Consider the following 23,199-nt stretch of genomic DNA (forward strand, 5'->3'; position numbering starts at 1 on the left):
CATATTAAGTAAACGATAAAGTAAATGATCAGGAGGAATGCATGCATGTATAAAGATTTGGCAGGAAAGACTGCAGTTGTGACAGGCGGTTCGAGCGGTATCGGCAAATCGATTGTAAAGAGGTACCACGAAGAAGGAATGAATGTCATGTTCAGCTACCATAGTGGCAGCGAAGAATCCCAAAGGTTGGTGGAATCACTGAACGGCAATGAAGAATCTCGCGTTGCAACAATGCAATGTGATGTCACAGAAGAACAGGATATCATCAATCTGATTGATGATACCATCAAAAAATTCGGCGGCATCGACGTACTCGTCAATAACGCCGGCATCCAAAAAGATGTCAAAAGCCACGAATTGTCGGTCGATGAATTCGATAAGGTCATCAACACCAATCTGCGCGGCACATTCATCGGTTCACGCGAGGCCTTGAAACATTTCCTCGACACAGGAAAAAAAGGGACGATCATCAATGTATCAAGCGTTCATGAAATTATCCCATGGCCCCATTTTGCGCATTATACAGCGAGTAAGGGCGGGGTCAAGCTGCTTACGCAGTCGTTGGCGCTTGAATATTCACGGCTTGGCATCAGGATCAATAATATCGCCCCGGGCAGCATCAACACACCTATAAATGAAGAGTTCTTCTCGACCCCTGAAGAAAAGGAGGGCGCCGATGATTTTGTACCGATGGGCTATGTCGGTGAACCTGAACACATTTCCAACATCGCCGCCTTCATGGCGTCCGAGCAATCCGTATATATCACCGGCCAGACGATAGTGGCGGATGGTGGTCTAAGCCTCTACCCTTCCCATAGGGACCCTGAATACGATGGATAAGGTAAATAAAGAAAGCTGAGTGCCAAGCACTCAGCTTTCTTCCGTTCTTTTTCTTCTTTCCGTTGCTTTTTCCGGGCCTTTTCCTTCTTCTCTTCCTCTTCCTGCTTTTCTTCTTCCGCTTCTTCCTTCTTCTTCTCTTCCTTCCGTTTTTTTCTGTCTGGCTTCTCGTTTTTCCTCCTCTGCCTGTTCCTGCATTTCTTCTGCCTTCTCCACTTCTTCTTCCAACTGCTGCATCTCTTCCTGGTATTCATTTTCGACTACGGACGTTGAAGGGATGAATGGTTCTTTATTATGATCCGTCCGTTTACCGAATCTAAGCATCTCATATATCAGCATACCGTTGTTCGGCATGCCATTGATTGTCTTCATGGGTACTGTATCGAACAGGATGAAATAGAATATATAGAAGATGAACCTGTTCCAGAAAGTCGCCTGTTCTGCCAAATAGCCATTTGCAAGTAATGCGTTGATCGTCAGCCCGATCACGACATTGACAAGAATTGGGCTGGCGTAGACCAGCACATAGGCTACCCGGCTCTGGTTCTTCAATTCATCGTAGGAAAACCAGCTGTAGAGATGATAGTGTTTCCGTACATCCAGTATGCCAACCTTAAAAAGCCGAGGACCGGACCCCAGAGTCAACCTGCTGTTTTTGGCCCCAAACAGAAAACCGGCCAGGACGTACTCCGTCTCCCTTAGGGCCACCACCACTGGCAGTATGATGAAACCCGATATTACGAGGGCTATAAGATCTGTTAAGCCGAACATAGGGTGAGCCCCCTTCTTTGATGGATGTACATATCGATTATGCACTTAAGCCATCCATTACCTTTTATCAGCCTTTAAAACCATAGAACAGCGAATTATTCGGTTTCTGCAATATTCTCCAGATAGAATGCCTCAGGCATCCTGATTTCAAGGTGCTGCTTCAGATTGGTGAAGTGCGCGGGTAAAATCCCTCCAAATTCACCGTCCAGATTGAGCTGCACTTCCTCAAATGAGGAAATGTCGATTTCCTCAGCTTTGAACAGATGTACTTTAGGATGCTTGAGGTGCTCCCCCCTCGTCGCAAGCGTCATGATGTGCCCGATCTCAGTCAGGCTTGCCTCCTCGACTATGATGAGGGTGAATTTCCCGTCATTCAACTTGGCATCAGCAACAAGTTTATCGAATCCGCCGATTGAATTCGTCAATCCTAAAAGGAACAGCATGACTTTGCCTTCGAATACATTGTCGTCATATTCGATTCTGACGTTACTGCTTCTGATCTGAGGTAGCATCTCAATCCCCTTTACATAATAGGCAAGCGGTCCGATGATGGCCTTCAATTTACTTGGCGCCTCGTAGGACACTTCAGTGATTTTACCGCCGCCTGCGATATTGATGAAGTATTTGCTGTTCATCAGTCCTATATCGATGCGTGCCCCCCGTCCATGGATGATGGTATCGACAGCTTCCATCAGATCTGCAGGGATATGGAGTGCATTGGCGAAGTCGTTGACTGTACCCATGGGGATGATGCCAAGTGCCGGACGCTGATCGAATTCAGCCATACCGTTCACCACTTCATTGACAGTCCCGTCACCCCCTGCGGCAATAATGAGGTCAAAATTAATTTCACATGCTTTTCGCGCTGCGAGGGTCGCGTCTCCAGCTTGTGTTGTGGCATGCGTACTTGTTATGTAGCCATTGACTTCGAACCGTTCCAGGACTTCAGACAATGATTTTTTGAATATTTCCCTGCCTGAGGTCGGGTTATATATGATTCTGGCTGTTTTCATTTTCTCCTCCCACTGCTGCTTTTAGTGTAGCCATAAAATAGATAGACGCTGAGTATGAAAACGATGACCTGCAGCACCCGTGTGAGCCCGATATTACCGGTCGTGGATACGAGGATCATCAGTAGGATCAGGATGCAGTTGCCGATGAATACCATCCTATACATTATCCAATTCCTCTTGTTCATTCAGTATGTCATCAAAAAGCAGCGCTTTCTCCTGTTCATATTCTGCGCCAGTGATTTTTTGATTGCTCAATGCTGTCTTCAATTGCCTGAATCGCCTTCTATGCTTCTCATTCTCCCCAATCGCCTTCTTGCAATGAAGGATCGCATCTTTCTTATCGGATGTGTGATGCATCAGGATAAACTTCACCTTGTGATCCCCATGTTCATGTTCAAGTACGACTTCTTCAGAAAAAATTTCAGGAAGGTCGCTTACGGGCGTGAAGCCTTCTTCTGCAATTGCCTCAGCCAACGCATATCCTTTCCCATTCTTCAGCAGGACGAGCACATCAATGTCACCAGCCATGTCCATATACACGTCGCTCGTCGAACCGATGTGATGGATTTCTTTGACACTCGACTTCAAATAGTTGAGTATCCGGAGTGAAGCCTCCACATAATGTTCTGTTATTTTAATATAATCAATGTTTTTATCCATTTATGATCATTCCCAAATATGTCATTCATAATACCAGTCATTACTCATCAATCTAATGACTAAATTTTTAATATATCTATATCAGAATACCATATATGGTCCCTATAATGCATAGACGAATCAAAGGCATCCATTTTGTAGGGGATCACAGTCAAAAAACGCCCGAGTGGATCGGCCACTCGAGCGCTGTCGACTGTTATCTCTTATTGATTTCTTCAAGAAGTATCTCATTGACCTTCTGCGGGTTCGCCTGTCCTTTTGACTGTTTCATGATCTGGCCGATCAGGAAACCGGTTGCCCGGTCCTTGCCGTTCTTATAATCTTCTATCGATTGTGGATTCTGATCGAGTACAGCGGTCACCATATCACCAAGTATTTTAGGGTCTGAGATCTGTTCCATGCCAAGGTCTTTAACGACTTTCCTGGCCTCTCCACCCTTTTCGACAAGCACATTAAATACTTTTTTAGCCTGTTTACTTGAAATGGTGCCCTCTTCAATCAATTTGATCATACCCGATAGATTTTCAGGAGTCAGTTTTGTCTCGGACAATTCCATCTGCTGTTTGTTGAGGTATTCGTTGACGCCTCCCATCAGCCAATTGGATGCCTGTTTGACATCCGACCCATGGGTTTCCACCATTGCATTAAAGAAGTCCGATGTCTCTTTTTTCAGAGTGAGTACATGTGCATCGTATGCCGGCAGGCCATATTCTTCAACGTACTTCTCTTTAAGTGCGTCCGGCAGAAGTGGAATCTGCGCCTTGATTTCATCTTTCCACTCCTGATCGATGCGGATCTGCACCAGATCGGGTTCAGGGAAGTATCTATAGTCATCTGACCCCTCTTTTACGCGCATAAGCAGGGTTTCACCTGTCTTCTCATCAAAACGACGCGTCTCCTGGGCGATTTCTCCGCCTTTCATCAAAACCTTTTCTTGGCGTTTCTCTTCAAATTCCAGCCCTTTTCTGACAAAGCTGAAGGAGTTCAGATTCTTGAGCTCTGTCTTGGTGCCGAACGCTTCCTGTCCGTATGGCCGAAGCGAGAGGTTGGCATCACATCTGAGCGATCCTTCCTCCATTTTGCAGTCGGAAACTCCTGTATATTGGATGATGGCCTTCAGTTTTTCAAGGTAGGCATAAGCTTCTTCCGGCGTCCTGATGTCCGGCTCGGAAACGATTTCGACGAGCGGCGTCCCTTGACGGTTGAGGTCTACCAGGGAATGGTCGTCTCTATGGGTCGACTTGCCGGCATCTTCCTCCAGGTGGAGACGCGTGATGCCGATACGCCGGGTTTCCCCGCCGACTTCTATGTCTATCCAACCATTTTCGCCAATTGGCTTGTCGAACTGGGAAATCTGATAAGCTTTCGGATTGTCCGGATAAAAATAGTTCTTCCGGTCGAATTTTGTGACGTCCGCAATATCCATATTGAGTGCCATCGCTGCTTTCATGCCGAAATCAACAGCCTGCTTGTTCGGCACAGGCAGCGTGCCTGGATAGGCCAGGTCGATGACGCTCAAGTTGGTGTTGGGTTCAGCGCCGAAATGCGCTGGTGCATCTGAGAACATCTTCGTATTCGTTTTGAGCTCTACGTGGACTTCAAGTCCGATGACTGTTTCAAAATGCATTATTGCACCTCCATCTGCAGCTGCTTCAATTCTTCATGGAGATTGTACTGCGTCTCGAATTTATATGCTGCATTATATATTTTCTTTTCATCAAAATGATCTCCGATGAGCTGCAGGCCGAGAGGACGGCCGGAGCTGGCGAGACCAGATGGAATCGACAGGGCAGGCATTCCTGTAAGGTTGGCGGGGACAGTCAAGATGTCATCTTTATACATCTTCAGCTGATTATCTGCCTTCTCCCCGAGGTCATAGGCTGCAGTCGGTGTTGTAGGTCCGATGATCAGATCATAGTTTTTGAATATGCCCTTCATCTCATCTTCTATGATGCTCCTTAGTTTCTGGGCACGGATATAGTGCTGATCATAATGGCCGGAGCTTAATACGAATGTACCGAGCAGGATGCGTCTTTTAACTTCATCTCCGAAGCCTTCTGCACGGGTTTTCTTATAGTGCTCCTCCAACGTTTCGGCACCTTCAGCCTTGTAGCCATATCGGATTCCGTCAAAACGCGCCAAGTTTGAGCTCGCTTCACTTGAAGCAATAAGATAGTATGCACTGACTACATATTTCGTATGCGGGATCGACACTTCTTCAACAGTCGCGCCCATGGATTTGAACGTCTCCACCGCTTTCTTCACAGAATCAGAAACCTCGGAATCGACACTCTCCATGAATTCCTTCGGTACTGCTATCTTCATGCCGCTGATATCCTTGTCTATACCTTCCAGGAAATCATTATCCATATTCGGCGCACTCGTCGCATCTTTTGTATGGGAACCTGAAATGTGCGCCAGTATCTTTGCATTGTCGCGCACATTTCTCGTAATGGGTCCAATCTGATCGAGTGAAGAGGCAAAGGCCACCAAGCCGTAACGGGACACCCGTCCGTAGGTTGGCTTCATGCCGACGACACCACAGAATGCGGCTGGCTGCCTGACGGAACCACCCGTATCAGACCCTAGGGAGAACGGTACGAAACCTGCTGCCACAGCAGCGGCCGAACCGCCTGATGAGCCGCCAGGCACTGCCTTTTGGTCCCAGGGATTGCGTGTAATTTTGAAGTAGGAATTTTCAGTGGACCCCCCCATCGCAAACTCATCCATATTCTGTTTGCCCATGAGTACGGCATTATCCTCATTCAACTTTTCCATGACTGTCGCATCATAGACCGGGGTGAAGTCTTCAAGCATGCGGCTTGCACATGTGGTCAATATATCTTTTGTACAGATATTGTCTTTGATTCCCATCGGCACCCCGAAAAGTGCTCCCGTCATCTTATCTTCCTGCTGCAGCTGATCCAGTTTTTCAGCTTGCGCCATTGCCTCTTCTTTGTTTACAAATAAAAAAGAGCCGATTGTGTCATCGGAAGCTTCAATCCTGTCAAACAATGCCTTCACAACTTCAGAAGGTTTGATTTCCTTGGCCTGGATTTTTCCATACAGTTCTTCTACCGTCAATTCGTATATATTCACTTTAGTCCTCCTTACAACATTTTTGGCACTTTAAATTGGCCATCTTCAACTGATTTTGCATTGCGCATCGCTTCCTCCTGGGACAAAGGCTCTCCTGCAACGTCTTCGCGCAATATATTCGTCAAGTCCAAAGCGTGGAACATCGGTTCCGCCGAACTCAAATCCACTTCATCAAGAAGATGGGCGTAGTCGACGATTTTACTCAATTCCTCCGTGAGGGCTTCTGCAGCTTTTTCATCCTGCATTTCGATACGTGCGAGATTCGCAACGTGTTTTACTGTATCCACATTTATTTCGGACATTATGTTCCCTCCATTTCTTTATAAACAACATTTAAATTTTAACAAAAATCATTGTAGAAATCCATTCAATCAACATTTATGGTGATTTGACCCTAAAAGTGTAAAATAGTTTTCTTTATTTTCTAAATTTTCCTTTTAATGAATGTTCTTTATAGTATAATAAAACTGTGTAATTTTATACTTACTACAGGCCTATAGCGTCAAGGTTTTTGCTTTGTTTTGGATTGGAAATCCATGAAAACTGTTTGCAATGGCGTTTTAGGTTTTGTATCGTATCAAAGGGGGAGGAGATAAAATATGATACTGAATTCAGCACAATTCACATTTACAGCTGGATTGCAGGAGTACATAATGATGGGTCTCTACTTCTTGATCCTCATCATTATCGGATTCTATGCATACAAGCAATCGACATCCAATCTTAGCGGTTACATGCTCGGTGGCCGTAATATCGGCCCTTGGGTAACTGCGTTATCGGCAGGGGCATCCGATATGAGCGGATGGATGCTGATGGGGCTGCCTGGCAGCATGTACAGCGTCGGGCTTTCCAGTCTTTGGATCGCCATCGGTCTGACCATAGGGGCCTATGTCAACTATTGGGTTGTCGCACCACGGCTCCGCGTCTATTCTGAAGTGTCCAATGATTCCATTACACTTCCGGACTTTTTTGAAAATCGTTTTAAGGACGACCAGCACATACTGAAAATTGTTTCAGGCGTCGTCATCGTAATATTCTTTGCAGTCTATACTGCAAGTGGAATGGTATCCGGAGGTAAACTCTTCGAGAGCGCCTTCAACGTTCCCTACCACTGGGGACTGTTCGTTACAGCCAGTGTTGTCGTCATCTACACATTCTTCGGTGGCTACCTGGCAGTCAGTCTGACCGACTTCTTCCAGGGGACGATCATGTTTATCGCAATATTCTTGATTCCGATCGTCGCTTGGCTGAATTTGACGGGTCAGGGCATCGAACCATTCGTCAAGATTGAGGAGCTTGGCAACGCAGCTGACATCAACTACTTGTCATTTGTCGGTGGCGTCTCACTCATAACCATCTTGAGCAACCTCGCTTGGGGCTTTGGGTACTTCGGCCAACCGCACATCATTGTGCGCTTCATGTCCATCAAGTCACACAAGATAGTGCCTAAGGCGCGTCGCATCGGCATCGTCTGGATGGGCATCTCGCTACTTGGGGCGACCATAACAGGTCTGCTTGGTATTGCGTTCACCGACGCAACAGCAAACTCTGTATCCGATCCCGAGACCATTCTGATACTGATGAGCCAAGTGCTGTTCCACCCTCTTATCGGTGGTTTCTTCCTGGCAGCCATATTGGCGGCGATCATGAGCACCATTTCGTCCCAACTGCTGGTCACTTCGAGCTCGCTTGTCCAAGATTTCTATAAGATAATGAGAAGGAAGACGCTATCGAACGAATCTAAGACAAAAGAAGAGCTGGATCAGCACTTCGTCCTACTGGGACGTCTATCCGTCATCCTCGTTGCAGTCGTAGCGATCATCATCGCATGGGATGACGAATCCGTGATCCTTAACATCGTAGCTAACGCTTGGGCCGGATTCGGTGCTGCATTCGGACCACTGGTCGTCCTGTCCCTCCATTGGAAAGGTCTTACGCGTTCCGGCGCTGTATCTTCCATCATTGCAGGGGCTGCGACCGTCATCATCTGGATTGCAGCAGGCACTTTCGGTACAGGCCTTTATGAAATCATACCTGGCGTCATCGTATCTACACTTGCCGCCGTCATAGTAAGTAAAATGACTAGAGGCACTGGTATAACGAAGGAAATGGAAGCCGAATTCGACGAAACAACCGACATCCTGAAAAACAACAGATAAACAGGATATATCATCAAAGATCCTCAGTCCTTTCTGGACTGAGGATCTTTTTATTCATATATATGGACTTCTACGGTGTTTTCTGCATTTTTTGTAATCAGTGCATATGCCTTATTCTTATCTTTAATCGATATCTCCACTTCTATATCCCTGAAATGCTCTTCTGCGAGTGTACTTACATATTGGGTCAGTCCGATCACTTCCCCCCGGCTGCTGTAGTCGAGTGGAATTTCGATGGAAATATGTTCAACCTTTCCATCTTTGAAGTACCCTTCGCCGATGGAAGTTGTGAAACTGTCGAAATAGGACTCAAGTTTGCGGTTGAAGTTTTTATAGTCACTGTTGACCTCTTCGCTGATGGCGCCGGCTTCGCCGGAAGGCAACAGCATATATTTTTCATCGACTTCCTTGAAACCTCCTATTTTATCTTCCCCCGGCGCCGCTGTGCCTGTGGATACGAAATTTCCAGGGGTGATCGAATCTTCCTTTGATTGTATGAAGATCGCAAAGACAATTTCCAGATCTTTGTAGTCCTCATTCGCCCGGATCCTCTCAAGGATTTCTGCAGCCATCTTTTCGCCCTGCTGCTGGACGGTCGCCTTATCCAACTCTTCAGTGAAGACCTGTCCATGCTCTTCTTTCTGGTAATGGTATTCACTATTCATCGCGAGGCCGATGGTCATGCCGTTTAGAGCCAGTTCATCGCCCTCACCACTCATATAATTCTGCTCCAATATGTGCGACAGATAGATCGGGGCGTTTTGTGCAATGGCTTCCGGATCTGTCTCGCCTTCTGCAGAGGGATTCAACCCCAGATTGCTGAATGCATTATTCTGGGATTTCTCCTCCTCGCTCATCGCTGCTATCTCGTCTTGGGTATAGCGCCGGCCGAGATAGCCTTTCACCATTTCTTCTGTAAATATCTGGCCTTCCCGGAATGCATATTCTTTTGTCGGGAAAACATCCTTGCTCAGTTCGAACAATCCCTTTTCAAATGTTTCGATGTCATAGGAAGATGGCATATTGGCACTCGTCAGTCCTCTTGTCGGAGATATCTCGTAGGGAATTACAGTCCGGTAATGGACTGTATCCGAAGCCCCTTCAGTCACAGTTTCTTCCTGTTTTTCGACAGGGGCCGTATTGACTTCTTCTGATTTACGCTCCTTCTCATTCTCTGAAACCTCTTCCTCACTCCCACATGCCGTGAGTATAAGCGACAAGGCAAAAATGGCAAAAAGATTCTTCTTCATCATGACTGTCGCCCCGTTTTCTCTAAAAATTCCGCTTCATCCCATACGCTTACACCAAGCGATTGCGCTGTTTCAAGTTTGCTTCCCGCCTCTTCTCCGGCGACAACCACATCCGTTTTTTGGGATACGCTGCCTGCCACCTTGCCTCCAGCATCCTCAATGAGTGCTTTGGCTTCATTTCGGGTCAACTGCTCGAGTTTACCGGTCAGGACGAAGGTCATGCCTTCAAATGCATTACTCGCTGCTTCCTGCACTTCTTCCGTCATATTCACTGAGTAGTGCTTCAGTTTATCGACCAGTGCCCGAAAATCGGGATGATGGGTATAGGTCACTATCGAATCTGCAATCTTCTCACCGATTTCTGGAACCTCGACAAGCCGTTCCTTCGGCTGCGCCATGATTTCATCCATCGTACCGAATTCCTGTGCGATGAGTTCTGAAGCCTTTGCCCCGACAAACCGTATGCCAAGTCCGACGAGTAGCTTTCTGAGCGGATTGGCTTTGGATGCTTCGATCGCTTCAAGCAAATTCGTAGTCTTTTTCTCTCCCATGCGCTCTAGAGGAAGCAGATCTTCACGGGTGAGCGCATAAATATCGCCAACATCATTGATCAAGCCGGCATCAAACAGCTGTTTGACGACTTTCTCCCCAAGTCCGTCGATATTCATGGCAGTGCGCGAGACGAAATGGATCATTCCTTCAACGAGCTGTGCCGGACATCCAGGGTTGATGCAGCGAATGGCCACTTCATCTTCCAGCTTGACTGTTTCATGGCCACACCCTGGACATTCTGTCGGTGCTTTATAGACTTTCTGGTCTGTACGTTCCTCCAGTATCGGCCGCACGACTTCCGGGATGATGTCACCTGCTTTCCTTATGATCACTTTATCGTTGATGCGGATGTCCTTCTGTTCAATGAGTTCATGGTTATGGAGTGAGGCACGGGCGACGGTCGTCCCCGCCACTTTCACCGGCTTCAATAGCGCAGTCGGTGTAATCGCACCGGTACGGCCGACGGTCAGCTCGATGTCGAGTAGGTCCGTCACGACTTCTTCAGCAGGAAATTTATATGCGATTGCCCAGCGCGGTGATTTTGCGGTGAACCCAAGCTGTTCCTGTGCATTGAGTGCATTGACCTTGATTACTATGCCGTCTATATCATAATCAAGATCGTTGCGCCGGTTCGACCAGTACCCCACATAATCGAGGACCCCTTCGATATCATCGACAAGGCGACGTTCACGGTTTGTTTTGAACCCTTCCCCATCGAGCCGCTTCAGCGCCTCATCCTGGGTCTTTGCCGAAAGCCCACTCAAATCATTTACACTATAGAGGAAGATCGATAAATTCCGTTTGCCTGCAAGTTTCGGATCGAGTTGCCGCAAAGAACCGGCAGCTGCATTCCTCGGGTTCTGGAAAAGAGCTTCTCCTTTCGCTTCTCGTGCTTCATTCAATTTTTCGAAAGCTGGTTTGGGCATATAGGCTTCGCCGCGCACTTCAAAGGATAACGATGAGGTCAGTTCCAGGGGGATTGCCCGGATCGTCCTGAGGTTGGCCGTGATATCCTCGCCGACCGTCCCGTCTCCGCGCGTTGCGCCCTGGACGAATTTGCCATCTTCATATTTCAGGGAGACGGCCAGGCCGTCTATCTTCAGTTCGCACATATATTCGACTTCCCCTACAGCCTCCCTGACCCTTTTATCGAAAGCGCGCAGGCTGTCTTCATCGAAAGCATTGCCCAGGCTCAGCATCGGCGTATCATGCTGGACTTTCCTGAAACGGTCGAGTACGGCACCGCCGACCCTTACCGTCGGTGAAGTATCCGTTTTGAATTCAGGATATGCCGCTTCAAGTTCAATGAGCTCATGCAGCAGTTTGTCGTATTCACTATCCGGAACAGAAGGGGCATCCAGAACGTGGTATTCATAGTTATAGCGGTTGAGCTTATCCTGCAGTGCTTTAATTTTTTCTTCCATGAATCAACCTACTCCTTCTTCTCTATCGGTGCAAAGTTGGCGAGCAGACGTTTGACTCCCGCTTTCGTAAATACGATATCAAGCTCCTGGCTATCCCCTTCACCTTTGATGCCGGAAATGATGCCGTCACCGAATTTTTTATGTTCCACTTTATCCCCAATTGAAAAAGTGACCCCACTGTTGTTTGTAAGCACGCGGCTCCTTTTAGGCTTCCCGCTCCTTTTCTTCATGCCATCAGAAGCAGAACCTCCAACAGCTTCCTTCCCCTCCACAAGCGTCTCAGGTATTTCAGAGAGGAAACGGCTCTGGATATTCGACTCCGTCTTGCCGAAGATCATCCGGCTGTTGGCACGTGAGAGGAATAGCCGATCTTCGGCCCGGGTCAATGCAACATACATGAGCCTCCGTTCCTCTTCGAGTTCCCTATCATCATAGGCCACCCGCCTCGATGGGAATATGCCTTCTTCCAGTCCGACTACGAAGACGACTTTGAATTCCAGGCCTTTTGAGGCGTGCATCGTCATAAGCGTCACACCCGAGTCATCTTCCACACTGTCCTGATCCGATACGAGCGCCATATCACTCAGGAAAGTAAAGAGCAATTCGTCGGATATTTCATTGTCCCGATCGAACTCCATGGTGACCGTCTTAAACTCTTCCAAGTTCTCAAGCCGGCTTGTCGCTTCAATCGACTTCTCCCCTTCAAGCATCTTCCTGTAGCCACTATGCTTTAAGACTTCGTCCACAAGTTCCGTGATCGTCAGGAAGCGCGATTTGTGCTTCAGGCCCTCCAGCAAATCGACAAGCCCCATGAGTTTGACGACCGCTGTCTTCGGTATACCGATGAAATCGGATTCCTTGATTGCTTCAAATATACTGATGCCCGTGTTCTGGCCATGGGCCTTCAGCTTATCGATCGTCTTCGGCCCAAGGCCACGCTTTGGTGTGTTGACGATGCGCTCGAAACTGATGTCATCATTCGGATTCAATATCACCTTCAGATAACTCATGAGATCCTTGATTTCCTTACGGTCGTAGAATTTCATCCCGCCCACCATCTTGTAGGGGATGTTCGATTTGACCAAGGCATCCTCTATGGCACGTGATTGGGCGTTGGTCCGATACAGAACGGCCATATCGCTGTAGGAATGCTCGTCTGAGAGTGATTGGATGTTGCCGATGATCGTTTCCGCCTCACCACGTTCCGAGTCCGATACCATGAGCTGCAGCTTCGGCCCGCCGTCCCTCGCAGTGCGCAGGGCTTTGGGTTTCCGTTCTGTGTTGTTTTCTATGACTGCATTCGCAGCGTCCAGTATGTTCTTGCTTGAGCGGTAGTTCTGCTCGAGTGTTATGACGGTCGCTTCCGGATAATCATCCTCGAAGTTGAGGATATTTGTAATATCCGCGCCGCGGAATTTATAGATCGACTGGTCGGAATCCCCGACGACGCATATATTGCGGTATTTTTTGGCCAGTTGATTGATGAGCCGGTATTGGGCGTGGTTTGTATCCTGATACTCATCTACATGTATATATTGGAAGCGGTTCTGGTAATGTTCAAGCACTTTCGGTTCCTTATCGAATAGTTCTATCGTCAGCATTATCAGATCATCAAAATCAAGTGCACTATTGCGGTAGAGGATGCGCTGGTAGTCGCTGTACATTTCACTATAGAGGGTATCCGGATAGGAAGCCGCTTCACTGATTGCCTGGTCCGGTTTGATGAGTTGATTCTTCTTGTCTGATATGTAGCCGATGATGTTTCTCGGGTTGTGTTGCTTGACATCCAGATTGCGCCGCTTCAGGATATCTTTGATTACTGATTTCTGATCTGTCGGATCCAGGATCGAGAAGCTGTTTTCATATCCGATGTAGTTGATGTTGCTCCTTAGTATTCGAACACACATGGAGTGGAAGGTTGATATCCACATACTCGCCGCCCCACCGCCAACAAGGGCTGCAACCCGCTCCTTCATTTCGCGCGCTGCCTTATTCGTAAAAGTGATCGCAAGGATGTTGCGTGACGGCACTTCCTTCTCGCCGAGCAGATAGGCGATGCGGTGCGTCAGGACGCGCGTCTTGCCGCTTCCTGCCCCGGCCATGATCAGAAGCGGGCCCTCTGTAGTCTTTATTGCTTTTTTCTGTTCCTTATTCATCAAGCTGAGATCCATATCCAAAACTCCAATTTATTTTATGATTGTCTTTAATGCTTTCTTCATACTATCGTAGATGACGTTGCCGACGACGATTGTATCGGCATGCTCCGCCATTTCTTCTGCCTGTCCCCTGGTCGATATCCCACCGCCATATATTATGTGGGAACGGGTTGTATTTTCACGCACGCGCTTCATCAGTTCAGGGTTTCCGTACACGCCGCTGTACTCGATATATATGTAGGGTACTTGATATAGTTTATCCAGCATGTTGATGTAATGCGGCAGCATCTCTTCCGTAATTTCCCTGCCCTGTGCTTTCTTGAACGCTTTACTGTCAGGGTTCATGATGAGGTACGGCAACAGGGAGACTTCATCATAATCGAGCAGATGCCCATAGTCTGCCAATGCATCGAGCATGATGCCATGCTGCCACTTGATGTCCCCCGTATTGAATACCGCTGGAATGAAATAGTGGTCAAAACCCGGTATGACGGCTTCAGGAGAGGTGACTTCAAGCGCCAGTGGCACTGCGAACCGTCTGACACGTGCCATCAGATTGAGTACGTTGTCTTCAGTGATGTTATCTGTTCCGCCGATGATTATCGCGTCTGTATTGGATTCACAGATGCGGGCCAGTGCCTCATCCCCGATTTCTTCGGCCGGATCCAGTTTGAATACATGTCTGCACTCTTCCATCATATACAAAACTCCCATCAAAATTCATAAACATATTATAGCATTTTTACGGGCATCCTGGCCTGCTATATGGATGATTTCAGAAGCTGCGAATAAAAAAATGACCTGGGTTTCAGGGCCCAGGTCATTCTAGTCGATGCCAAGATATTCTTCAAGGGACAGTCCACTTTCGTATATCGCTTCCGCTTCATCTCCGACATAGCGCAGATGCCATGGTTCGTACATATACCCTGTAATATCTTCCTTCCCTTCAGGGTAGCGGACGATGAAGCCGTACTCGTGGGCTACATCTTTCATCCATTTATATTCGGGCGTTTCCCCAAATTCCGTCTTCAGGTTCGCAGTGCTCTCCGCCGAACCCACATCTATCGTCAGGCCGGTCTGATGTTCCGAGTGCCCCGGCCGGGCACTGTAGCGGTCGGCCGCTTCCTTGCCTTCCCTTGCCACATATCTATTGTATAGGCCGACTTGATAATCGTAGGATCTGAATCCGCTGACCATGATGAAATCAAGCCCTTCCTCAGCCCCGTCGCGGAACATCTGCTTATAGGATTCGATCACTTCCGGCTGCAGTCCAGGATTGTAGTCTTCAGGCAGGGCATATTCTTTGTTGGCAATAAGTATGCCGTCCACATAGGTCAGGCCGTCCACCACTGCTATATCCGGCACTGCTTGAAGCTTACCGATTTCAGCCGGATCGTAGGCGCGCTCGAAAGTCTCGTGCGGTCGAGTCTCAGCCTCTTCCAATCCTCTGCCGCAGGCGGCTGCCTGTAGAACCAGCAGAAACAGCACCATAAACTTCAATAATCTACCCATCGAAAAGCTCCCTTGTTCCCTTTTGGTTTCAGATTATCATATTTCAGGCATCCAATGCACGCTTATTCCAAACCTGCCCTCTTGAAGATGATGTCAACGCGTTTTAAGTGATGTGTTTCATCGAAGCAGTCCTCGATTTCTTCTGGTGACAACAATTCCTGGATGCGTTCGTCCTTTTCGACAAGTTCACGGAACGGCACTTTCGTCTCCCATGATTCCATTGCTTTCGGCTGCACCAGATCATACGCTTCTTCACGTACAAGCCCTTTATCGATCAGCGTAAGCATGACGCGCTGGGAGTAGACCAGGCCGAAGGTCTTGTCGATGTTCGCTTTCATGTTATCTTCAAACACAGTCAGGTTGCGGACGATGTTCGTGAAACGCCCGAGCATGTAGTCGAGTGCGATGGTGACGTCCGGCATCATGATGCGCTCAGCAGATGAATGGGAGATGTCACGTTCATGCCAGAGCGGTACGTTTTCATAGGCGGTGGTGATGTAGCCGCGGAGCACCCTGGACAATCCAGTCACGTTCTCGCTGCCGATCGGATTACGCTTATGCGGCATGGCGCTTGACCCCTTTTGGCCTTTGGCGAATGCTTCTTCGACTTCGCGTGTTTCCGTCTTCTGCAAGCCGCGGATCTCTACCGCAAACTTCTCGATGGACGTCGCAATCAATCCAAGCGTCGCAATATAGTAGGCATGACGATCGCGCTGCAGCGTCTGGGTAGAGACTTCAGCTGTCCCGAGCCCGAGGTGTTCACATACATAGCTCTCTACTTCAGGCGGTATGTTGGCGAACGTGCCCACCGCCCCGCTCATCTTGCCGACTTCCACTTCTTTGCGGACATTTTTGAAGCGCTCGAGATTACGCTTCATTTCCATATACCATAGGGCCATTTTGATGCCGAATGTCGTCGGTTCTGCATGGACCCCATGTGTACGTCCCATCATCAAGGTCGTCTTATGCGCTTTTGCCTTTTCCCCAAGCACTTCGATGAAAGCTTCAAGATCTTTTTCTATAATCTCGTTCGCCTGCTTGATGAGGTAACTCTGTGCCGTGTCGACCACATCCGTCGAAGTCAGGCCATAGTGTACCCACTTGCGTTCTTCTCCAAGCGTTTCCGATACTTGACGTGTAAATGCGACGACATCATGGCGTGTTTCCATCTCTATTTCTTTGATGCGCTCCACATCGATCTTTGCATTCTTTCTGATTTCCTGTACTTCCGACTTTGGTATGTAACCGAGCTCCGCCCATGCCTCTGAAGCCAGTATCTCAACTTCAAGCCATGCCTCAAAACGGTTTTCTTCTGTCCAGATATTTGACATCTCTTCTCGCGAATAACGGGAGATCATATATAAACACTCCTTAGATTTATTTCTATCTCATTATAACAAAATATCTCATAAAACGAACTTTTTATATATATAATTTAAAAACGTTCGAAAAAATAGACGGGTAAATCATTTTACCCGTCTATTCTTCAATCCTTTTACCTTCAAATACAATCTCCTGATGGTCGACCACACGTCGGCCTCCCCGCTCGATGAAGACTGGCTGTTCCATGCGGCGGACAGGAGTATAGCCCGCCTCCCGCATGCGCGCCAGGCAATCAGCCGGTGATTCATCGCGCTCTACTCTAAATTTCTTCTTTTTTGGCATCCCTGTCATCTTCCAGTTCCTTTTCTTCGTAGATTTCTTCCAACACTTCTTCTACATTTTCAGGTTCGTAGTTCTTCAGACGTTTACGTCTGACCCCTTTGGTCCAGAAACCACCATTGATGTTCTTCGGTTCATAGGCGATGATGAACGCCTTTTCATCGAGTTCCTTTATGGTCGCAATCAGTTTCCGTTCGTATTTGCGCGGTGTCAATATCTGCATCGTCGTACGTTGGCCGTCGCGGCCGTATTGATAGCCGTGGGTCACCCCGTAACCCAGGTCCCGTATGTTGGTCGGCAGATCCTTGTCTTTTTCAGCTGTAATGACATTTACGACCAAATAGCCAAGTGCCAGTTTTTCCTCTATCTTGAGTCCGACAAGGATCCCTGCCCCGAAACCGAGGGCATAGGCGATGACATTCTGGAATTGGTCAAGATTCTCAAGTACGAGGCCGAGACCGATGACATAGACCAATGTTTCCATGATGCTGAAGCTTGCTGCGGTATAGCGGTAGCCTTTCAAGGTCGCAATCGTCCGCATCGTCAGGAAGCTGACATAGATGATGTTGATGACGAATATGACCAGCACCATCAGCCAGGGGTTTTCAGATATCGTTGCAATCATTCCATTCTACCTTTCTGATCTGAGTTTTTTAATTGGTGTCCGTCTGGTCATAGGCAGGTCGGCTATATCTATGATACGGGAGATCGCGTTTATGTTGCGTCCGTTTATACCACCCGGTGATGGTCCTGTAGTCCTCTGGGGAGACCTCGCGTCCTTCGAGGAAATCATCAATCGCATCATAGGTGACGCCGAGCGCCTCTTCATCCCCGATCATCGGCTGGTCATCCTCCAAGTCTGCTGTCGGCACTTTATTGACAAGGTGGTCCGGGGCACCCAGGTATTTCATGATCTGCTTGCCCTGGCGTTTGTTCAGGCCATAGAGTGGCATCAGATCCGCTGCCCCGTCACCATACTTTGTATAGAAGCCGGTTATGGCTTCAGCCGCATGGTCGGCGCCAAGTACCACACCGCCTGTTTTAGCGGCGACAGCGTACTGGACCTTCATGCGTTCCCTCGCCTTTTCGTTGCCTTCGACGAAATCACTCAACTCGTAACCTGCCTCATACAGGGCGGCGATGCTCGCATCAACGGCAGGTTTTATATCGATTGTCGCCCTGTAGGTCGGCTGGATGAAATTTAGTGCATCGATGGCATCCTGTTCATCGTTCTGCTTTCCATAGGGCAGGCGCAATGCGTGGAAGGCATACTTCCCTTCACGTTCCGTATTCAGCTCATCTGTGGCCATCTGAGCCAACCTGCCGAGCAAGGTGGAGTCCTGGCCGCCTGAGATGCCGAGCACGAACGACTTGATGAACGGGTGCTTCAGCGCATACTCCTTAATGAAATCAATGATCTCACGCGCTTCACTTTCAGGTTCTATTTGGGGTTTGGCATGAAGTTTCTCCATTATTTCCTGCTGCAACACTTGCATCACTTCCTTATTCCAATTTTTTATTGCTTGCTTCTTCTATAAGATCCTGTTTTATCTGCCACAATTCCTTCGACAAGTCGACCGGATACTCCTCCGGATTCAAGAAGCGTTGATATTCCTCCCACAACACTTCGAGGCTTGCGGCGTGCCGGGCTTTGATCTCATCGATCGTTTCCTGCTCGTACACGCATTCCCCGTCGACAAATATATCCCTCATCAGTTCCACCGCCTCATATGACCGGATCAGCTTGCGCTTCATCGTATGGATCGGGTGGAACATCAGCAGCGGATCTTCTTTCATCTCTTCCCCGAAATGGGTGATGTATTCACCTTCTGACATGCCGGTATTGCGGTTGATGATCCTGTAGACGTTCTTCTTGCCGGGCGTCGTCACTTTTTCGGGGTTCCCTGAAATTTTTATCCTGTTTTCGAGTTCGCCTGCCTCATTTTCAACCGCCACAAGCTTATAGACTGCTCCGAGTGCCGGCTGGTCGAAGGCTGTTATCAGTTTGGTGCCTATGCCCCAACCATCTACTTTTGCGCCTTGGGATAACAGTGACAGGATCGTCATTTCATCCAGGTCGTTCGAAACGATGATCTTGGCTTCCGTCAAACCTGCTTCATCCAGCATCTTACGGGCTTCTTTTGACAGATAGGCGATATCCCCGGAATCCAGTCGGATACCGATGAAATTGATCTTATCGCCGTACTCCTTCGCCACACGGATGGCATTTGGCACGCCGGACTTCAACGTATCGAACGTATCTACGAGGAAGACACAGTTCCTATGAGTTTCTGCATATGCCTTGAACGCTTCATAATCGTCACCATAGGCCTGCACCATGGAATGCGCATGCGTGCCGCTCGCTTCCAGTCCAAACAGCTTCGCTGCGCGGACATTACTCGTGGCATCAAAGCCGCCTATGACGGCCGCCCGTGCACCCCATAGGGCCGCATCGAACTCATGGGCTCGGCGTGTACCGAATTCCATCAGCGTGTCATTCGGCACAACTTGGCGCATGCGGCTCGCCTTTGTGGCAATGAGCGTCTGGAAATTGACGATATTGAGCAAAGCGGTTTCGACAAGCTGAGCCTCTATGATGGGCGCTTCGACCTGCACGAGCGGCATGTTGCTGAAGACGACCTCCCCCTCCTCGACAGCACGTACCTTGCCGGTGAACCTCAGATCTTTGAGGTAGTCTAGGAAAGTCTCCTCGTAGCCGATGGAGCGCAGATAGTCGATATCACTTTCTGTAAATTTCAGGTTGCTCAGGAAATTGATGATGCGCTGCAGTCCGGCAAAGACCGCATAGCCATTGTCAAATGGCATGTTGCGGAAATACAGGTCGAACACCGCCGTACGGTCCTCAAGTCCTTGCTCCAGATAGGTCTTGCCCATATTGATTTGATATAGATCAGTGTGCAGCATGAAACTGTCATCTTCGTGTTGATACATTTTGTCTCGTCCCTCCATGGAGTGCTAAAATCAGTTATACTCATTTTAGCACATCTGACTTCCATACAAACAGAAATGACTGGAGGGATCACATGAAATTGGATAGTTTCAGGATGCGCTTCATCGTACTTTCATTTATCGTCGCGATATCGGGGTTTTCACAAGGTATGCTGCTGCCGCTTATTTCTTTCATATTTGAACAGCAGGAAGTGAATGCCACGCTGAACGGCCTTCATGCTTCAGGGCTTTACATAGGTGTCCTGCTCTCATCTCTTTTCATCGAAGCGCCGCTCAGGAAATATGGATTCAAGCCGATGATCATCACCGGCGGCATCATAGTCGGGCTCTCCCTTCTGCTGTTTCCGGTGCTTGAGACCATCTGGCTGTGGTTCCTGCTCCGGCTCCTTGTCGGAATCGGGGATAACGTGCTGCACTTCAGCACCCAGACGTGGCTTACCCAGACGACGCCGCAGCATAAACTCGGCCGCATCGTCGCATTCTATGGCCTGTTCTTTTCTTTCGGCTTCATGATTGGCCCTAAAATCAGTGAACTTGTTACGGTATGGGAGCCGCTCCCGTTCATCGTCTCGGGTCTGTTGACCATGGTCGGCTGGCCACTCATCTTTCTGCTGAGGGACGCATCAGACGCAAAACCAATCGATTCCGGGGTCCCGATCACCGTCTTCAATACATTCCGCAATTTCAAAAATGTGCTCGCCACAAGTTGGATCGCCTTTTTGTTCCCGATGCTGTTTGGTGTGTTCGAGGCATCCTTGAACAGCAACTTTCCGGTATTCGCCATCCGCAATGGCTTCAGCCTGTCGGCCATCACCTGGATACTCCCGGCCTTCAGCCTCGGTGCCATACTGCTTCAGGTACCGATCGGCATACTTGGCGACCGCATCGGCCGCCGGCGCCTGATGCCCATTCTGCTCGCCACAGGCATCCTGCTCTTTTTGGCCATGGAAGCGTTCAATACTTCCTTTGTCATGCTGCTTATATTGTTCATCCTGGCAGGTGTCGCCGTGGGTTCCATGTATTCGCTTGGCATCAGCTACATGACCGACATCACACCCAAATATAACTTGCCGGCTGGCAATCTGATGGCTGGCATCATGTTCAGTCTCGGCAGTATCGTCGGGCCGGTCATTGGAGGTGCGGTCATCAGTGCCAGCAAAGGGTCCTTCTACTTCATCTTCTTTGCCGCAGCAATCACCCTGGTTCTGATGATGGATATATTATTTAGATACAAGCGCCCAAATGTGGCACAATAAAGGCAGCACTACACCCGACAACATAAAGGAGGAAATGAAATTGAAAAATGCATTATTGGTCATCGACTACTCTTATGATTTCGCTGCACCCGACGGCAAATTGACAGCGGGAGAAGCAGGGCGCGCCATCCAAGGGGACATCGCCGAAAAAATCAGGGAAGCCCACAAAAAAGGCACGCCCATCTTCTTTATGATGGACCTTCACTACGAAGAAGACATGCACCATCCAGAATCCCGGCTGTTCCCGCCGCACAATATAGAGGGCATGCCGGGACGCGAACTCTACGGCACCGTTCGCGAGGCATATGAGACCATCAAGGGAGACCCCGATGTATTCTTCCTCGACAAGCGACGCTACAGCGCATTTGCCGGCACACCTCTGGATCAGCTGCTTCAGGAAAGGGGCATCAACACCGTAACGCTGACCGGACTGGTCACAGACATCTGCATCATGCACACGGCGGTTGACGCCTACAACCATGGTTATGGCATCGTCGTGCCGGAATCATGTGTGGCCTCCTTCAATCCGGAAGGGCACCGTTACGCACTCGACCACTTCAAAAATACACTTGGTGCCACAATAGAACCCTAGATGAATGCATGGTCCGGTGATAAAATGGGAATAGTAGAACATAACCTAAAGGAGAATGTAACCATGACTCAAACGAAGATATTCGGTCATCAAAATCCAGACACAGATACGATCACTTCCGCCATCGTCGCAGCGGATATCGAATCCAAGCTCGACAATGATGTGAAAAGTTACCGCCTTGGCGAAGTGAACCCTGAAACACAATACGCACTCGATGAATTCGGCGTATCGTCTCCAGAGTATCTGGAGACGCTTGAAGCGGGCACCCCCGTTATATTGGTCGACCACAATGAATTCCAGCAATCTGCAGAAAACATCGAATCAGCTGAAATAGTGAAGGTTTTCGATCACCACAGAATTTCGAACTTCCACACGGAAGGGCCGCTGTACTACCGTGCAGAACCGGTTGGGTGCACTGCAACGATATTGAAGAAAGTATATGAGGAAAATAATCTGGAGATCTCCAGGGAAATGGCTGGACTCATGTTGTCGGCCATCATTTCCGATACTTTGCTATTCAAATCCCCTACCACGACGAAAGAAGATGAAGCGGCAGCAGAAGCACTCCAGAAGATTGCTGATGTCGATATCGAGTCCTTCGGCCTGGCAATGCTGAAAGCTGGCGCTTCAACAAGCGATAAGTCAGCTGAGGAGTTGATTACAGGGGATGCGAAATCTTTCGATATGGGAGGAAGCACCACACGTATCGCCCAAGTGAACGTCGTCGATGTCGATGAAGTGTTTGACAGGAAAACGGAACTTGAAGACGCGATAAGAGCTCAGATCGAGTCAGAGGGCTATGGTCTGTTCGTCCTCGTCGTCACTGACATCATCAACTCCAACTCGAAGATACTTGCCCTTGGGGAGAATTCAAGTTCCGTTGAAAAAGCATTCGATGTTTCACTGGATGAAAACTCGGCAGTTTTGGAAGGTGTGGTATCACGCAAGAAGCAAGTGGTGCCGCAGATCACAAAGGCATTGTCCTAGGAGGATGATAATATGATGAAGAAAGAACCGGGCAAACTCTATATTGAAGAAGAAGGTCAATCCATCGCAGAACTGATCTATACAGATGAAGAAGACTATTATGATGTGACCGGCACCTATACAGTACCGGAACAGCGCAACAGAGGCCTCGCAAAAGACCTCGTCGATGAAATTGTCGCAATGGCCCGAGAGAACAATAAGAAAATCAAGCCGACATGTCCGTATGTACCGCATGCCATACGCGGTCCAGAGTACGATGACATAAGGATGTAGATAAACAAAGGAACCGCCACAAAAGT

23 protein-coding genes are annotated in these 23,199 nt (G+C 48.5%); 6 read left to right on the top strand and 17 right to left on the bottom strand.

The features are described from left to right. The first annotated feature begins 45 nt into the window (after positions 1 to 45). Positions 46 to 840 carry a glucose 1-dehydrogenase gene (locus ACFFLE_RS07395; RefSeq protein ID WP_380570503.1) on the top strand — a complete coding sequence of 265 codons (795 nt, stop codon included), beginning with the start codon at positions 46 to 48 and terminating at the stop codon, positions 838 to 840. Positions 841 to 870: 30 nt separating this feature from the next. On the opposite strand, the gene ACFFLE_RS07400 is transcribed toward ACFFLE_RS07395, so the two are convergent. From ACFFLE_RS07400 to gatC, 7 genes are all read right to left on the bottom strand, one after another. Next, complete coding sequence (locus ACFFLE_RS07400) at positions 871 to 1,608, bottom strand: hypothetical protein (RefSeq protein ID WP_380570504.1); 738 nt, start codon at positions 1,606 to 1,608, stop codon at positions 871 to 873. 95 nt (positions 1,609 to 1,703) lie between these two features. Then, the gene (locus ACFFLE_RS07405; protein WP_380570505.1) at positions 1,704 to 2,621 is read right to left on the bottom strand and encodes a diacylglycerol kinase; all 918 of its coding nucleotides are present in this window, start codon (positions 2,619 to 2,621) and stop codon (positions 1,704 to 1,706) included. Beyond that, complete coding sequence (locus ACFFLE_RS07410; RefSeq protein WP_344700642.1) at positions 2,618 to 2,785, bottom strand: hypothetical protein; 168 nt, start codon at positions 2,783 to 2,785, stop codon at positions 2,618 to 2,620. The genes ACFFLE_RS07405 and ACFFLE_RS07410 overlap by 4 nt, the downstream gene beginning before the upstream one ends. Then, positions 2,778 to 3,281, bottom strand: coding sequence for a GrpB family protein (locus ACFFLE_RS07415; RefSeq protein ID WP_380570507.1), 504 nt, complete (start codon positions 3,279 to 3,281; stop codon positions 2,778 to 2,780). The genes ACFFLE_RS07410 and ACFFLE_RS07415 overlap by 8 nt, the downstream gene beginning before the upstream one ends. A gap of 196 nt (positions 3,282 to 3,477) precedes the next feature. Beyond that, entirely contained in the window at positions 3,478 to 4,908 is a 1,431-nt protein-coding gene (gatB, locus tag ACFFLE_RS07420) for an Asp-tRNA(Asn)/Glu-tRNA(Gln) amidotransferase subunit GatB (RefSeq protein ID WP_380570508.1), read from the bottom strand. Continuing rightward, on the bottom strand, positions 4,908 to 6,380 hold the full coding sequence (gene gatA / locus ACFFLE_RS07425; protein ID WP_380570509.1) for an Asp-tRNA(Asn)/Glu-tRNA(Gln) amidotransferase subunit GatA: 1,473 nt from the start codon (positions 6,378 to 6,380) through the stop codon (positions 4,908 to 4,910). Before gatA ends, gatB begins: the two co-directional genes overlap by 1 nt. Before the next feature lie 11 nt (positions 6,381 to 6,391). Further along, entirely contained in the window at positions 6,392 to 6,682 is a 291-nt protein-coding gene (gene gatC / locus ACFFLE_RS07430) for an Asp-tRNA(Asn)/Glu-tRNA(Gln) amidotransferase subunit GatC (RefSeq protein ID WP_344700638.1), read from the bottom strand. 297 nt (positions 6,683 to 6,979) lie between these two features. On the opposite strand from gatC, the gene putP reads away from it, so the two are divergent. Beyond that, on the top strand, positions 6,980 to 8,539 hold the full coding sequence (gene putP, locus ACFFLE_RS07435) for a sodium/proline symporter PutP (RefSeq protein WP_380570510.1): 1,560 nt from the start codon (positions 6,980 to 6,982) through the stop codon (positions 8,537 to 8,539). Between the two features lie 50 nt (positions 8,540 to 8,589). Here the strand turns inward: putP and ACFFLE_RS07440 are convergent, their stop codons facing one another. The 10 genes from ACFFLE_RS07440 to ACFFLE_RS07485 form a co-directional block, all read right to left on the bottom strand. Then, complete coding sequence (locus ACFFLE_RS07440; protein WP_380570511.1) at positions 8,590 to 9,792, bottom strand: CamS family sex pheromone protein; 1,203 nt, start codon at positions 9,790 to 9,792, stop codon at positions 8,590 to 8,592. After that, positions 9,789 to 11,765, bottom strand: a complete 1,977-nt coding sequence (gene ligA / locus ACFFLE_RS07445) for an NAD-dependent DNA ligase LigA (protein ID WP_380570512.1) — start codon at positions 11,763 to 11,765, stop codon at positions 9,789 to 9,791. Before ligA ends, ACFFLE_RS07440 begins: the two co-directional genes overlap by 4 nt. 8 nt (positions 11,766 to 11,773) lie before the next feature. Further along, entirely contained in the window at positions 11,774 to 13,942 is a 2,169-nt protein-coding gene (pcrA, locus tag ACFFLE_RS07450; protein ID WP_380570513.1) for a DNA helicase PcrA, read from the bottom strand. Positions 13,943 to 13,951: 9 nt separating this feature from the next. Then, on the bottom strand, positions 13,952 to 14,626 hold the full coding sequence (gene pcrB, locus ACFFLE_RS07455; protein ID WP_380570514.1) for a heptaprenylglyceryl phosphate synthase: 675 nt from the start codon (positions 14,624 to 14,626) through the stop codon (positions 13,952 to 13,954). A 120-nt stretch (positions 14,627 to 14,746) separates the two neighbouring features. Next, positions 14,747 to 15,433 carry a M15 family metallopeptidase gene (locus ACFFLE_RS07460; RefSeq protein ID WP_380570515.1) on the bottom strand — a complete coding sequence of 229 codons (687 nt, stop codon included), beginning with the start codon at positions 15,431 to 15,433 and terminating at the stop codon, positions 14,747 to 14,749. 62 nt (positions 15,434 to 15,495) lie between these two features. Continuing rightward, positions 15,496 to 16,791: an adenylosuccinate lyase gene (gene purB, locus ACFFLE_RS07465; RefSeq protein ID WP_380570516.1), complete on the bottom strand. Its 1,296-nt coding sequence runs from the start codon at positions 16,789 to 16,791 to the stop codon at positions 15,496 to 15,498. A gap of 121 nt (positions 16,792 to 16,912) precedes the next feature. Then, on the bottom strand, positions 16,913 to 17,098 hold the full coding sequence (locus tag ACFFLE_RS07470; RefSeq protein ID WP_380570517.1) for an NETI motif-containing protein: 186 nt from the start codon (positions 17,096 to 17,098) through the stop codon (positions 16,913 to 16,915). Continuing rightward, on the bottom strand, positions 17,076 to 17,720 hold the full coding sequence (locus ACFFLE_RS07475) for a DUF2179 domain-containing protein (RefSeq protein WP_380570518.1): 645 nt from the start codon (positions 17,718 to 17,720) through the stop codon (positions 17,076 to 17,078). The genes ACFFLE_RS07470 and ACFFLE_RS07475 overlap by 23 nt, the downstream gene beginning before the upstream one ends. A 28-nt stretch (positions 17,721 to 17,748) precedes the next feature. Next, entirely contained in the window at positions 17,749 to 18,591 is an 843-nt protein-coding gene (nadE, locus tag ACFFLE_RS07480) for an NAD(+) synthase (RefSeq protein ID WP_380570562.1), read from the bottom strand. Positions 18,592 to 18,598: 7 nt separating this feature from the next. Next, positions 18,599 to 20,047, bottom strand: coding sequence for a nicotinate phosphoribosyltransferase (locus ACFFLE_RS07485; protein ID WP_380570519.1), 1,449 nt, complete (start codon positions 20,045 to 20,047; stop codon positions 18,599 to 18,601). A 92-nt stretch (positions 20,048 to 20,139) separates the two neighbouring features. On the opposite strand from ACFFLE_RS07485, the gene ACFFLE_RS07490 reads away from it, so the two are divergent. The 4 genes from ACFFLE_RS07490 (at position 20,140) to ACFFLE_RS07505 (ending at position 23,173) form a co-directional block, all read left to right on the top strand. Beyond that, entirely contained in the window at positions 20,140 to 21,321 is a 1,182-nt protein-coding gene (locus ACFFLE_RS07490; protein WP_380570520.1) for an MFS transporter, read from the top strand. Between the two features lie 34 nt (positions 21,322 to 21,355). Further along, complete coding sequence (locus ACFFLE_RS07495; protein WP_380570521.1) at positions 21,356 to 21,913, top strand: cysteine hydrolase family protein; 558 nt, start codon at positions 21,356 to 21,358, stop codon at positions 21,911 to 21,913. A gap of 63 nt (positions 21,914 to 21,976) precedes the next feature. Further along, positions 21,977 to 22,900 carry a manganese-dependent inorganic pyrophosphatase gene (locus tag ACFFLE_RS07500; protein WP_380570522.1) on the top strand — a complete coding sequence of 308 codons (924 nt, stop codon included), beginning with the start codon at positions 21,977 to 21,979 and terminating at the stop codon, positions 22,898 to 22,900. Positions 22,901 to 22,912: 12 nt separating this feature from the next. Next, positions 22,913 to 23,173 (top strand): GNAT family N-acetyltransferase, encoded by a 261-nt coding sequence (locus ACFFLE_RS07505; RefSeq protein ID WP_380570523.1) that lies wholly within the window; start codon positions 22,913 to 22,915, stop codon positions 23,171 to 23,173. Positions 23,174 to 23,199: the final 26 nt, after the last annotated feature.

The sequence above is a fragment of the Salinicoccus siamensis genome, from assembly GCF_042429615.1.
GTDB classification, from domain to species: Bacteria; Bacillota; Bacilli; order Staphylococcales; family Salinicoccaceae; genus Salinicoccus; species Salinicoccus siamensis.

Excerpts from the sequence above, each read along its gene's own strand:
- ACFFLE_RS07395 (WP_380570503.1), top strand. The coding sequence starts at position 46 with ATGTATAAAGATTTGGCAGGAAAGACTGCAGTTGTGACAGGCGGTTCG.
- ACFFLE_RS07400 (WP_380570504.1), bottom strand. The coding sequence starts at position 1,608 with ATGTTCGGCTTAACAGATCTTATAGCCCTCGTAATATCGGGTTTCATC.
- ACFFLE_RS07405 (WP_380570505.1), bottom strand. The coding sequence starts at position 2,621 with ATGAAAACAGCCAGAATCATATATAACCCGACCTCAGGCAGGGAAATA.
- ACFFLE_RS07410 (WP_344700642.1), bottom strand. The coding sequence starts at position 2,785 with ATGTATAGGATGGTATTCATCGGCAACTGCATCCTGATCCTACTGATG.
- ACFFLE_RS07415 (WP_380570507.1), bottom strand. The coding sequence starts at position 3,281 with ATGGATAAAAACATTGATTATATTAAAATAACAGAACATTATGTGGAG.
- gatB (WP_380570508.1), bottom strand. The coding sequence starts at position 4,908 with ATGCATTTTGAAACAGTCATCGGACTTGAAGTCCACGTAGAGCTCAAA.
- gatC (WP_344700638.1), bottom strand. The coding sequence starts at position 6,682 with ATGTCCGAAATAAATGTGGATACAGTAAAACACGTTGCGAATCTCGCA.
- putP (WP_380570510.1), top strand. The coding sequence starts at position 6,980 with ATGATACTGAATTCAGCACAATTCACATTTACAGCTGGATTGCAGGAG.
- ACFFLE_RS07440 (WP_380570511.1), bottom strand. The coding sequence starts at position 9,792 with ATGATGAAGAAGAATCTTTTTGCCATTTTTGCCTTGTCGCTTATACTC.
- ligA (WP_380570512.1), bottom strand. The coding sequence starts at position 11,765 with ATGGAAGAAAAAATTAAAGCACTGCAGGATAAGCTCAACCGCTATAAC.
- ACFFLE_RS07460 (WP_380570515.1), bottom strand. The coding sequence starts at position 15,433 with ATGGGTAGATTATTGAAGTTTATGGTGCTGTTTCTGCTGGTTCTACAG.
- purB (WP_380570516.1), bottom strand. The coding sequence starts at position 16,791 with ATGATCTCCCGTTATTCGCGAGAAGAGATGTCAAATATCTGGACAGAA.
- ACFFLE_RS07470 (WP_380570517.1), bottom strand. The coding sequence starts at position 17,098 with ATGCCAAAAAAGAAGAAATTTAGAGTAGAGCGCGATGAATCACCGGCT.
- ACFFLE_RS07475 (WP_380570518.1), bottom strand. The coding sequence starts at position 17,720 with ATGATTGCAACGATATCTGAAAACCCCTGGCTGATGGTGCTGGTCATA.
- nadE (WP_380570562.1), bottom strand. The coding sequence starts at position 18,591 with ATGCAAGTGTTGCAGCAGGAAATAATGGAGAAACTTCATGCCAAACCC.
- ACFFLE_RS07485 (WP_380570519.1), bottom strand. The coding sequence starts at position 20,047 with ATGTATCAACACGAAGATGACAGTTTCATGCTGCACACTGATCTATAT.
- ACFFLE_RS07490 (WP_380570520.1), top strand. The coding sequence starts at position 20,140 with ATGAAATTGGATAGTTTCAGGATGCGCTTCATCGTACTTTCATTTATC.
- ACFFLE_RS07495 (WP_380570521.1), top strand. The coding sequence starts at position 21,356 with ATGAAATTGAAAAATGCATTATTGGTCATCGACTACTCTTATGATTTC.
- ACFFLE_RS07500 (WP_380570522.1), top strand. The coding sequence starts at position 21,977 with ATGACTCAAACGAAGATATTCGGTCATCAAAATCCAGACACAGATACG.
- ACFFLE_RS07505 (WP_380570523.1), top strand. The coding sequence starts at position 22,913 with ATGATGAAGAAAGAACCGGGCAAACTCTATATTGAAGAAGAAGGTCAA.